The sequence below is a fragment of the Chromobacterium sp. S0633 genome, from assembly GCF_024158805.1.
GTDB lineage: Bacteria > Pseudomonadota > Gammaproteobacteria > Burkholderiales > Chromobacteriaceae > Chromobacterium.
The window spans coordinates 22378-32602 of sequence record NZ_JAMZGH010000041.1; the positions used below are offsets into that span (position 1 = coordinate 22378).

The window sequence follows — 10225 nt, forward strand, 5'->3', positions numbered from 1 at the left end:
CGCCTTGTCTCGCCCTTGCTCGCGAGACTTTGAGCAGGCTCTAAGACGCGTCGGCCGGCCGCCCGTACTGCTCGCGGATGAAGTCCGTCATGTGCGCGGCCAGGATCTGGTGCACCTCCTGGCTGGGGTGCACCTCGTCGTGGAACAGGTGGCGATGCGAGCTGTCCAGCGGCCGCGCGTCGCCGGCGAAGCCGAGCACGCGCGGCAGGTCGATATAGCCCTCGTGCTTATTGTGCAGAGTGTCGTAATCCACTGTTTCCGCCAGCTCCATCAGGTAATCCAGCTTGGCGCCGATATCGAAGAAACGGAGGGTCACCCCGGCGTCGCGGTAGCGGGCTTGCAACGCCTCCACCGCCTGGCTCAGCTGCCGGTTATGCCGCTGAGACAAGTCGTGCAGCTTTTCGGCCTCCGCCGGCGGCTGTTTGCGCGCGTTCACGGTTTTGGACAGATCCGGCGCGCCGGCCACCAGGATGTCCTTGACCCCCTTGGCCACCAGCTTGTCGATCTGCCGCTCGTAGGTGCGGATCACCTTGTCCACGTCGGTCTTGCCGAAAGTCATGTAGTCGTTGGACCCCAGGGCCAGCACCGCCATATCGCCCGGCTGGAAGTGGTGCTTATTGATCTGGCGCTCCATATGGGAGATGAACATGAAGGCCGGGTTCCACTTGGAATACTTGCCGGCCACCGCGCCGCCCTCGGCGTAATTGACCACCGGCTTGCCCAGAAAAGCCCTGGACGCCAGGAAGTCCGGCCAGGCGAAGCCATTGGTGAAACGCCCTTCGTAGTACTGGCGCGAGGACGGCATCACCCCCAGGGTTTTGCTGAGCATGCGGCCTTCGGAGTCCGACAGGCTATCGCCTATCACCACCAGGCGCTGGATATGCCCCAGGCTCTTGCCCTCCCCGGCGGCCGCGGCCGGCGTCTTGGCCTGCACCGCCTGGTTTTTCAGCGCCAGCGCGAACAGCGCTTTTTTGTCGAAGCCAAGCGAGGCGACGGAGTCCGAGCGCGACAGCGTGGAAGGCTCGTGCCGCAATTGCCGCAGCCGCATGATCAGCCTGGACGCCTCAGCCAAGCGCGCCTCCTCGCGCCGGGCGCAGTCCCTGGGAACCAGCAGTTTTCCGGGTACGAGTTTGCAAGTCATCCGCATGGCGTAAGCTCCTGTGCGCGATCCGCGGCGCGGTCAATGGGTTTTCAATGTGCCGCAGCATGCCCAAGCGCGAGCCCGCAAGCTTGCTTAAAACGATCACGCCGCCGGTCAAGGCGCGCAAAAAAGCCCTGCCGAGGCAGGGCGCTTGCCGTAGGCCGCCGCGATCAGCGGCTCTTATCCCGATGAAACGCCAGATGCTCGCTGGCGTAACGCCTCTGCTCCCGCAAGAAGCCCTGAATGCCCTGCCGCATCGCCACCGCCATGTCCGGCCGCTTGTCCGGCTTGCAGATATAGGTCCACAGAAAATCCTCCTGCGTGTCCGGCTGGATGTCCTCCATCTTGGCGTGCTCGAACTCGGTTTCCCGCGATTCGCCGTTCACATCGAAAGCCACCGTCATCGGCATCATGATCAGGCGCTGCCGGCAATGGATCTCGTACAGGGACTGGCTGTAGGCGTAAGCCGTCATCGGCTTGTCCGCCTCGAATCTGGGCGCGCACAGCGTCCAGAACTTGACGGTGCCGTGCGGCGATTGCGCAATGCTGTCGGTATCGATCAACAAGCCGCCCTCGCTGGGGTTGAAGTAAGTGAAATCCCAGCTGGAGGCGCTGGCCATGGAAGACAACAAGATAAAAACGCAGGCAATGACTTTCAACATTCTGATTCCCAATATTTTTCCAATCGATACGCGCAATGCAGCGGCGGCGGGCATGATAACAGCCCTGGTTTTTCCTTGTGAATGGCCGGGCCCGCTCTGAGTCAAGCCCGCGGAGCCGAAACACGGCAAGGCGAATCGGCGCCGCTCAAGGCCAAGACTGATAAATGGGTCGCGGATCAAGGGCTTTTTCTTACACTTGAACCAACCGTCCATCGGCCCGTGGCCGGAATCGTTTTCTGAAAGTCTTCCCCGCCGCTCAGCCTTCACACTGCGCCCCAATAAAATAACCATGCGGCAAACCTGGGTTCGCTCCCCAGGGCGTCCGTCGCCGTCCCCTTCGGACGGCGCGCCGAGACGCCGCCGCTCCAAATCAGCACCTCGCCGGGAAAACCGCCATGAGCACCATTCCAACCGCCATCCAACTGCGGGCGCAGCAGTACGACCTGTCACGCCTGCAAGACCACAAGGAACACAGCCGCGTCGGCATGCGCAAAGACGGCATGCTGGTGCTGTACACCGGCCGCAGCTATCTGCTGCACCCGGAACAAACCCGGCGCGCCAGGGACTTTCTCCGCGCCCGGGGAGCCGTCGTCGGCTCCGGCCCGCTCAAGCTGTCCGCTTTATTGCGCCTGAGCCCGCCCGTCGTCGCGCCCCGCAACGCTCCGCCGCCGGCTGGGGACAGGAGCTCCTGCCTGCTGCTGCGCAGCCTGATGCAACAGCAAGTCCGCCTGATTCGAGAAGAACTGGGCCTGCTGCGCAGCGCCTGCGTGGTGACGCGGGCCAAACAACGCCTCGTCCAGCCTGAGGCCAAGGCGGACGCCCCGCTCCCGCAAGCCATGCCGCCGGCGCTGCTGCGCCGCTTCAAGATGGTGGGCGTGGCTTTTGAGCGCCCGCCGGCAAGCTACGCCGAATTGTTGTCCGGCATCCGGGCCTGCGGCCGGCCGAAACAGATCGCCGTCGCGGAAAGAAAACTGGGCAAGGTCGATCTCAGCTCCGCGCCCAAGCCCGGCAAGGTCAAAAGCCTGCTCGCCGCGCTGGCGCGCGCATCGGAGGACGCCTGGACCCAATGCGCGCGGGCGCATGGCGGCGAGCAGGCGCGCGCCTTCCGGCAAACCGCGTTCATCCAGGGGTCGACGATAGGCGAACAAGGCGTTTGCTTCCCGCTGGTCGTCAAATGGTTGGCCAGCCAGCGCAGCTGGCCAAACGAGGCCGAGGCCTTTTTCCGCGACATCGAAACCGAGGGCGGACGGGACGAGGTGATGGAACTGGCGGTCAACAGCTATGTGTGGCGAAGCGTAGACGCCATCGCCGACTATTTCGCCGTCTATGGCTTGAGCCCTCGCGGCCACAGCGAAAGCCTGGGCTTCAAGATCGCGCTGGAGCGCGACGGCCTGTACAACATCGGCATCCGCCCCGCCCAAGGCGTCGGCCACGCCTTGGCGGCCAGGGTGGATCATGCCGCGCGGACATTCCGGTTTTTCGATCCCAATAGCGGGGAATACGCGCTGCCGTCCGCCGAGGCCCTGGCCGACTTTGCGCAAGACTACCTGGCGCTGGCCTACCCTGCGCTGGACAAGGGCAGCGATGTGATGCGGCTGGAGTAGCGCCCGCTCCAAACCTCATCGCCTGAATTTTCCGCGCGCCAATCCGCATAGAATGCGCTTGCTGCGCGCGGCGCAGCACTATTTCCCTCTTCCAACGCTGAAACGCCGACAGGAGGCCCATCTACTTGCGCGCATCCGCGCCGCCCGTTCCATTTGCCAGTCCCCCCCTCTTTCGCCAATAAAATCCGTATGGCATTTTGTGCGTTTTCCCGGCTCGCGCCGCCCTACCTCTGTCTACCGGAGAACGTTTTGAAACGCACACTTTCGATGCTGGCCCTGGCCGGCGCCGGCTGGCTGGCCTGCGCCGGCGCATCCTGGGCGCAAGCCTCCCCCGCCGGCAGCGCTCCTAGGCTGGCGGCGCGGCTGGCGGTCTGCGCCGCGCCGTGGAAGGCCGCCACGCCCTATCCGGCCGGCAGCGTGGCCAGCCATCACGGCGTCAACTTCACCGCCGTTTACTGGACCCAGGGCAACACGCCGGACGCCAGCAGCGGCGCGGCGGAAATCGGCCAGCCCTGGACCGCCGGCGCGCGCTGCGCGCTGCCCGGCAAGGCCAAAGCGGCCAATCCGGACGCCAACTTCTCCCCCAGCACGCTGAAATTCCTGAAAGCCAACACCGGGCTGGACGGCGAGCAGTGGAACAACATCATGAAGTTGGTGAACAAGCCGGAGCAAGACTCGCTGGATTGGCCCAAGTTTTACGGCTATTGCGAAGACATCGACGACGAGCGCGGCTTCACCATCGGCATTTTCGGCGCCACCACCGGCGGCCCGCGCGATCAGGGGCCGGACGGCCCGACGCTGTTCAAGGAGTTCGACGCCGCCAGCGGCGCCGGCAATCCCTCTATTGCCGGCGGACTAGCGCGCGCCGGGGTGCGCGGCGGCATGCAAGGGCCGGTGCTCAAGATCAGCGACAGCGAGAAGGTGTTCTGCGGCAAGATAGCCGCGCTGCAAAACAACGCCGCCTGGCGCGAAGCGATGTGGCAGACCTTTTACAAGGTCTACATCCAATACAGCGTGCAACAGGCGCGCCAGCGCGGTTTCGGCAGCGCGCTGACGATAGGCTCCTTCGTGGACACCGCGCTGAACCAGGGCGCCAGCGGCGGCTCCGACACGCTGCAGGGACTGCTGTCCCGTTCCGGCGGCAGCGGCGACGAAAAAACCTTCATGAACCGTTTCCACGCCGAGCGCAGCAAGGTAGTGGACACGAATGAATACAACCAGCCGCCCAATGGCAAGAATCGCGTCAAACAATGGAGCGGCCTGCTGAGCCAGGGCGAGACCGATCTGAAAGACGCCGACGCCGCGGTGCTGAAAGCCACCAGCTGGAAGATGAAGTAAACCTAGGCATGGGAAAAGGCCCTGGCCCGCGCGGCGAAACTCCCCGCGAGGGCCGGGCCTGAGCATGGAGGCTTGGCCGATGAAGGGCTGGGACGTGCGCTTCCGCCCAGGAGATTGACTACGGCGTCAACAGCGCTCGAATGTGACGATCGGCTGTTCTGGTGCTAATCAGCGTATCCAAAGCGTTCAAGCCATGGTTCAGCTCGGCCGAGCGCTCCGTCTGCCCAAGATTCGGAACAATCTGATAAGCCATGCGCCCGCTAAAAGGCTGGCGTCCGATAATTCTTTCCGCCACCGCCTGCTTCAACTCCGCGCCGCCCAACTCCGCTCCAGCCTCTTTAACGGCTTCGGCCAATGGTTGTTTCCATGGCTGCATATCGTAGTAAGGCATTTTTCCGGTCAAGGACAGAAACTCGCCCAAGGATTGATCGCCGCTGGCCATGCCTGAATGAGCAAGACACATGAAGTCATGGAAAATATTCTGCGGCAAGGCATTGGCAAAGACAATATTGAGCTGCCCCTGTCCCTCGCCCTTGATTTCCATCTTGTTTTCAAGCCGGCCCGTATCAGGATCGGCAAACGCGATATTGGCCTTGGCGAACAAGGCCGGAAAATCATGTTGCTGGCTGCGCAGGTTCAATATTTCACTGACCTTGTTTGGCAACACCTTCTTGGCGTATCCATCCAGCTGCCTCAACACCATGACGTAATTGGCGTCTTTCCCACTCCCCTTGTTCTCAGTGAGGGTGTTGGCGATAAAAACTTGCGACGCAGTAATACAAGTATCCGAACTGATGTAGGCCAGATGATAGTGACTGTCTTTCGCCAACGAAAGATTGCAGCTATCCAGCAGCTTGACCAGTTCCCCTTCAAAACGGTCTTTGACAGTATTGACAGTAAGCGGATCAACGGGCAGATAACCAATCGCCCCCTTGCCGAAACCCAGATTGAACGCGTCAACCTTGCCAAACCCCATTTTCTGCAACAATTCCTGGCGCTCCGGCAACTGCTGACTGGGAGAGGCCAATAAATCCATTTCCTCAATGAGAGCAATGTCACCCTTGGGAAATTGATATTGATCGCATAATCGATTGATGGTCTCGCCCAGCTTCTCGGTTGTCAAAATACCCACGGGAGCCACGATGAATACCGGATTACTAAGGCTGCTGGCATCGTGACCACCCCCATGCAGAGAGATATTGCGCTGACCGGAATCACTTTCGCCACCTCCATGAGCGGAGACGGGCACGATCGTCACGCGGCAGCCTTCCTCTAAAGCAAGATTGGCTATTTTATTCGCCAAGGCATGATCCCCGCCTCCCTCGCAGAATGGGTTGATTAAGACCACGTCGCGGCCACGGATTGATTTGCCTGAGAAATCCTGAACAGACTGATTTTCGCTATTGGGTACGACAGTTTGAGGCGTATAGGCTGCGATATGATTGATCGGCATGACAAAGCTCCTTTGGTTTCAGCAAAGTTACCAAGGAAGCCAGAAAGCGGCTTGTAAAAAACACTCACGCCAAAAATCAAAAACCATGCGAAACAAATAGACGTGTTGCCAATAAAAAAACACACAACGATTTATCGAGCGGCCAAGATCAGGCAAGCACGCCTCATGCGAATAAAATAACGGTCTGCTTGCCAGAGCCAATGCTTCCGATGAAGATGCGCGCCGCAGTGCCGGCAGACAATAGATGTTCAGGCCTCGCCCGCCGGCTCCAGGCCTTCCCCCGCCGGCGCCGAAGCCTGCGGCGCGCGGCGCAGCCAACCCAGCGCCCGCGGATGGTCCACCCGCGGGACGCCCTGCTCCATGAGCAAGGGCAGCCGCTCGCGGGCCTCGCCGAACGGGCCGGGGTTCTGCTGGATGATCTCGATGAAATCCGGCCCGGTCCGGCTGACGATGGCGACGTGGCCGTAACGGTTGAAGGTCCAGGGCGCGAACACGATCAGGTCTTCCGCCCGCGGCGCGTCGCCGCCGCCGTTGCGGTATTGCAGCAGGCCGCGCTCGGGATTGAGCGCGCCGTTGTCCAGACGGGACTGGAAGAAATCCCGGGCATGGCCCTTGTCTTGCGGCATCTTGTGGCCAAAACGCTGATAGTAATAGCGTTTGACGAACTCCACGCACTGATAGCGCAGGCCCAGATTGTAGCCGTCCGGCGCCAGATTGCGCCCTTCCACATGCTGCACGCCGCCGTTGTAATACACGGCGACGCCGTTGAAGACGTCCACAGGCTCGCCCACCGCGCGGCCCCAGTTGCTGTTCAGATGCGTGGCCGCCCAGTAGGCGCCGCTCAGCAGCGCGAGCAGCGTCAGCGCCGCCTTGCCCTTGCTCAGCTTCATTGCTGTCCGGGCCCGGCTTTGACCGGCTCGTCCAGCCAATCCTCCAGATGACAGGACTCGCCGGAACGGATCGCGTCGATGCGCTCCACTTGCAAGGCCGGCTTGCCGTCCCGCTCCGTGAATTCGCCCAGGATCCGGGCCGAGGTTTTGGCCTGTTCTTCCAGCGCCTGCGGCGACAGGCCCGGCCATTCCGCCAAGGGCCGGCCTTCCTGGCTCAGCAACTGATAGATAGGTTTGCCGATGCTGCAGCGGGTCAGCCGCAAGCTCCCCTCGTGCGCGCTCAGCATGCCGATATAAATATCCGCCGCCATGGCGGCAAACGGCGTCAGCGCGCCAAGGACAAACAGCATCGGTTTTCGCGGGAACATCTCGGTCTCCTTGCGGCCGCCATCGAGACAGGCGGCCTAAAATTCGATCGGCATGTTAACAGTTGCCGTGCCGATGAACCAGCCTCGCCCGGAGCGCGGCTAGCCGCCGCCGGCCGCTCTTGTTATATTGGCGGCCTTCCGTCCTCAGCCCGAACGCCGCCCATGTCCGTCCCCGCCCGTTTCCTTTTCGCCAGCCTGGCGCCGGCCCTGCTCGTTCTGCTGGCCGGCTGCAAGCCGCAGGCGATGCAGGCCAGCTACCACTGCGCCGACGCCACTCGCTTCCACTTCAGCCGCCAGAGCCAGACGGTGGAGCTGATTCGCGGCGAACAGCGTTTTCAGGGCTATATGGACGAACGCGGGCTGCTGACCTGGCCGCGCGACAAGGCCGGCCTGGGGCTGCCGGACAGCTTTTTCATCACGCGCAAGCTGCCGGATGAAATGAAGCTCTACGGCGGCTTCGCCGGCACCGGCCTGGCCTGCAAGCTGGATAAAGGCCGCTGAGCGCCGGCAAGCTATCCAAAGTTCCCCGCGCCGACCTCGCCGAAAGATCAGCGGCTAAAACCCCCATCGCCAACTTTAATGAAATAAGCATATTCCTCGCGCTGTCGGCGCGACGTCGAATCTGCTTTCTCTCACTTTCATTTTGGAGATTCACCATGGCTTGGACCGGTACTGTCGCTGCGAACAATCCCAACGGGGAACCCACCACCATCACTTACAATCCCGGCGATGTGATCACCATTGTCGCGTCGGGCTGGGCAGGCTACGGCCCGCAGCCCAACTGGGGCCCTCAGGGCGACAAGAGCCACCCCAATCAGGGCCTGATCTGCGGCGACGCCTACTGCGGCGCGCTGGTGATGAAGATCGGCGCCGGCGGCTTCATCCCGGTGAACACCGGCCTGTTCCGCTGGAAAGCGCCGGCCAACGCGCAAGGCCAGATCACGCTGTACTACAATGATGTGCCCAGCACCTACGGCAACAACTCCGGTTCCTTCCAGGTAAGCATCGGCAAAGACGCGGTCTGATCCCGCCCTTCCGCTCGCAAGCAGCCCCGCAAGGGGCTGCTCCGCGTCCTTTCCCCGCCTTCACGCTGTCCGAGCCGCTACGCGCTCAATGCTGCGCCGCCAGCCAGGCCAGAGCCGCCTTTCTATCGTCGAACACGCGAAACTGCCGGCCACGGCGCGCTTCGCTCAGGTATTCGCCAAAACGTTCGCCGTAGGCGGCGCCGTCGACGAACACCCCGGCCACGGCAAGACGGTAGTTGACCAGCTTCTGAACGAACTCGCCGGCGAAGCGGCTGCTCAAATCGAAAAAAGCCGGCGGCAAGGCCTCTTCCGCCAGCAGCACGCGCGGCGCGTCGTGCTCCGCGCACAAGGCCACCAAATCCAGCGCCTGGTCCAGGCTCGCCACCCCGGCGCTGCACTCGATCAACTTCGTCTGCTTGACGGTCGTCACTCGGGTTTCCATCGGCACGCTCTCCCTTGCATGAAAAACAAAAGCAAATCATGACTAAGACATGGCCGCGCGACAAGCGCCGTTTGAGCATGGCTTTTAAGACCTGCTCAAAGGCTCGCGAGCAAGAGCGAGCCTAGACGGCAAGCACAGAGAGAAACGTGTTTAACGCCGCGTCGCCGAAGCGCGACGGACCTTGAACTGGCTCCTAGATCATTCATGCGGATTTTCAATATGGTGGTAGTACCTATATCGGCAGTCTGATCCTTAAACCATATTGATGTCTGCGCAAGCGTAAAAGAAACCGGGCCGGCGGCCGCTCCGCCCGGGCCGCCGCGGCGCTCAATGCAAGCAAGGGTTCCGTTCATGCACCGTCTCAGCCAGATCATCATGCCGGTATTGCGGGATTTGCCCGCGTCCCACCTCAAGCGCGAGCTGCTGCAAGCCTTTGAACGGCACGGCAGCCACTTCGACGCGATCGAATCCGGCTTTGCGCGCCTGACCGCGCGGCGGCAAAGCCCGGAAACGCTGCGGCGCTTTTTCCAGAGCTGGAGCCAGACCAACAATAGCGCGATGACGGTGGCCGGCATCAGCAACCGGCTGACGCTGCTGGTTCACACCGGCCAGCCGGTGGCGGACCGCGAGGCCTTGTTCGCCGCCATGGTCTGTTTGAACCGCATCGTGGACGAGGATTTGGCGGTCACGCACAAGGTGCTGCACGCGCAGATGTACTACAACATGGCCACGGGCATTGTCGGAGATGACCAGTGGCTGTCCCATGCCTATCTCCACCCCAGCGCCAAGGCCTTCAAAAGCTGGAAGGATCATCAGTCGCTGCGCGAGCCGGACCTGGCCGTCGCGCTGCTGACCACGCTGACGCACGAGATCTACACCCATGGCGAGGTGGAATTCATCCTGCCGCTGTTCCGCCGCTGGCTGACCCGGACGCTGGGCTTCGCCGAGCGAGACGCCACCCGCACGCTGGGCTGGATCAGCGTGCACTGCGGCCCCACCGAGAAAAACCACTTTTTCCACGCCATGAACGCCCTAAACCACTACGCGCGGGCCATGGCGCTGGACCTGGAGCGCTACAGCCTGGACGGCATCGTCGGCGCCTATCTGGAGCAAAAGGCGGCGGTGCTGGCGACGGTGCCGCGGGACGCCGCCCGCGGAGGCGCTGTGAGCCGGCCGCGGCCTCCGCTTTTGCGGCTGGCGGACCAGGCCGCCGCGCCGCCGCCCTGGCCGCCGGGGCGCGCCGCCCCGCATCCCCCCGGGCCATAGGGGGCGCGCCCCCCGGGCGGGGTCGCCCGCGACCAT

12 protein-coding genes are annotated in these 10225 nt (G+C 62.6%); 6 read left to right on the forward strand and 6 right to left on the reverse strand.

From position 1 onward, the window contains the following. Positions 1-40: 40 nt before the first annotated feature. On the reverse strand, positions 41-1072 hold the full coding sequence (locus NK214_RS19730) for an SGNH/GDSL hydrolase family protein (protein ID WP_253315292.1): 1032 nt from the start codon (positions 1070-1072) through the stop codon (positions 41-43). A 239-nt stretch (positions 1073-1311) separates the two neighbouring features. After that, a complete protein-coding gene (locus tag NK214_RS19735; protein ID WP_253315293.1) occupies positions 1312-1761 on the reverse strand; it encodes a surface-adhesin E family protein in 450 nt (149 codons plus the stop codon). Between NK214_RS19735 and NK214_RS19740 the strand changes: the two genes are divergently transcribed. From NK214_RS19740 to NK214_RS19750, 3 genes are all read left to right on the forward strand, one after another. Further along, positions 1760-1903, forward strand: a complete 144-nt coding sequence (locus NK214_RS19740) for a hypothetical protein (RefSeq protein ID WP_253315294.1) — start codon at positions 1760-1762, stop codon at positions 1901-1903. The genes NK214_RS19735 and NK214_RS19740 overlap by 2 nt on opposite strands. A gap of 295 nt (positions 1904-2198) precedes the next feature. Continuing rightward, the gene (locus tag NK214_RS19745) at positions 2199-3407 is read left to right on the forward strand and encodes a hypothetical protein (protein ID WP_253315295.1); all 1209 of its coding nucleotides are present in this window, start codon (positions 2199-2201) and stop codon (positions 3405-3407) included. 249 nt (positions 3408-3656) lie between these two features. Continuing rightward, positions 3657-4745: a chitosanase gene (locus tag NK214_RS19750; RefSeq protein WP_227103522.1), complete on the forward strand. Its 1089-nt coding sequence runs from the start codon at positions 3657-3659 to the stop codon at positions 4743-4745. Positions 4746-4863: 118 nt separating this feature from the next. On the opposite strand, the gene NK214_RS19755 is transcribed toward NK214_RS19750, so the two are convergent. The 3 genes from NK214_RS19755 to NK214_RS19765 all read right to left on the reverse strand — a co-directional run bounded on the left by NK214_RS19755 (position 4864) and on the right by NK214_RS19765 (position 7456). Then, a complete protein-coding gene (locus NK214_RS19755) occupies positions 4864-6198 on the reverse strand; it encodes a hypothetical protein (protein WP_253315296.1) in 1335 nt (444 codons plus the stop codon). A gap of 248 nt (positions 6199-6446) precedes the next feature. Continuing rightward, a complete protein-coding gene (locus NK214_RS19760; RefSeq protein WP_253315297.1) occupies positions 6447-7088 on the reverse strand; it encodes a CHAP domain-containing protein in 642 nt (213 codons plus the stop codon). Next, positions 7085-7456 carry a hypothetical protein gene (locus tag NK214_RS19765; RefSeq protein ID WP_199225877.1) on the reverse strand — a complete coding sequence of 124 codons (372 nt, stop codon included), beginning with the start codon at positions 7454-7456 and terminating at the stop codon, positions 7085-7087. Before NK214_RS19765 ends, NK214_RS19760 begins: the two co-directional genes overlap by 4 nt. Positions 7457-7618: 162 nt before the next feature. On the opposite strand from NK214_RS19765, the gene NK214_RS19770 reads away from it, so the two are divergent. Both NK214_RS19770 and NK214_RS19775 read left to right on the forward strand, forming a co-directional pair. Further along, a complete protein-coding gene (locus tag NK214_RS19770; RefSeq protein WP_253315298.1) occupies positions 7619-7957 on the forward strand; it encodes a hypothetical protein in 339 nt (112 codons plus the stop codon). A gap of 155 nt (positions 7958-8112) precedes the next feature. Further along, positions 8113-8481: a LecA/PA-IL family lectin gene (locus tag NK214_RS19775; protein WP_107799565.1), complete on the forward strand. Its 369-nt coding sequence runs from the start codon at positions 8113-8115 to the stop codon at positions 8479-8481. 85 nt (positions 8482-8566) lie between these two features. Here the strand turns inward: NK214_RS19775 and NK214_RS19780 are convergent, their stop codons facing one another. Continuing rightward, positions 8567-8923: a DUF4180 domain-containing protein gene (locus NK214_RS19780; protein ID WP_253315299.1), complete on the reverse strand. Its 357-nt coding sequence runs from the start codon at positions 8921-8923 to the stop codon at positions 8567-8569. Positions 8924-9274: 351 nt separating this feature from the next. Here NK214_RS19780 and NK214_RS19785 point away from each other — a divergent pair, with 351 nt between their 5' ends. Next, the gene (locus NK214_RS19785) at positions 9275-10189 is read left to right on the forward strand and encodes a hypothetical protein (RefSeq protein WP_253315300.1); all 915 of its coding nucleotides are present in this window, start codon (positions 9275-9277) and stop codon (positions 10187-10189) included. Positions 10190-10225: the final 36 nt, after the last annotated feature.

What these genes read in the sequence shown, in the direction of transcription:
- NK214_RS19740 (WP_253315294.1), top strand. Translation starts at nt 1,760, where the DNA reads ATGGAAGACAACAAGATAAAAACGCAGGCAATGACTTTCAACATTCTG.
- NK214_RS19735 (WP_253315293.1), bottom strand. Translation starts at nt 1,761, where the DNA reads ATGGCCAGCGCCTCCAGCTGGGATTTCACTTACTTCAACCCCAGCGAG.
- NK214_RS19745 (WP_253315295.1), top strand. Translation starts at nt 2,199, where the DNA reads ATGAGCACCATTCCAACCGCCATCCAACTGCGGGCGCAGCAGTACGAC.
- NK214_RS19755 (WP_253315296.1), bottom strand. Translation starts at nt 6,198, where the DNA reads ATGCCGATCAATCATATCGCAGCCTATACGCCTCAAACTGTCGTACCC.
- NK214_RS19760 (WP_253315297.1), bottom strand. Translation starts at nt 7,088, where the DNA reads ATGAAGCTGAGCAAGGGCAAGGCGGCGCTGACGCTGCTCGCGCTGCTG.
- NK214_RS19765 (WP_199225877.1), bottom strand. Translation starts at nt 7,456, where the DNA reads ATGTTCCCGCGAAAACCGATGCTGTTTGTCCTTGGCGCGCTGACGCCG.
- NK214_RS19770 (WP_253315298.1), top strand. Translation starts at nt 7,619, where the DNA reads ATGTCCGTCCCCGCCCGTTTCCTTTTCGCCAGCCTGGCGCCGGCCCTG.
- NK214_RS19775 (WP_107799565.1), top strand. Translation starts at nt 8,113, where the DNA reads ATGGCTTGGACCGGTACTGTCGCTGCGAACAATCCCAACGGGGAACCC.
- NK214_RS19780 (WP_253315299.1), bottom strand. Translation starts at nt 8,923, where the DNA reads ATGGAAACCCGAGTGACGACCGTCAAGCAGACGAAGTTGATCGAGTGC.
- NK214_RS19785 (WP_253315300.1), top strand. Translation starts at nt 9,275, where the DNA reads ATGCACCGTCTCAGCCAGATCATCATGCCGGTATTGCGGGATTTGCCC.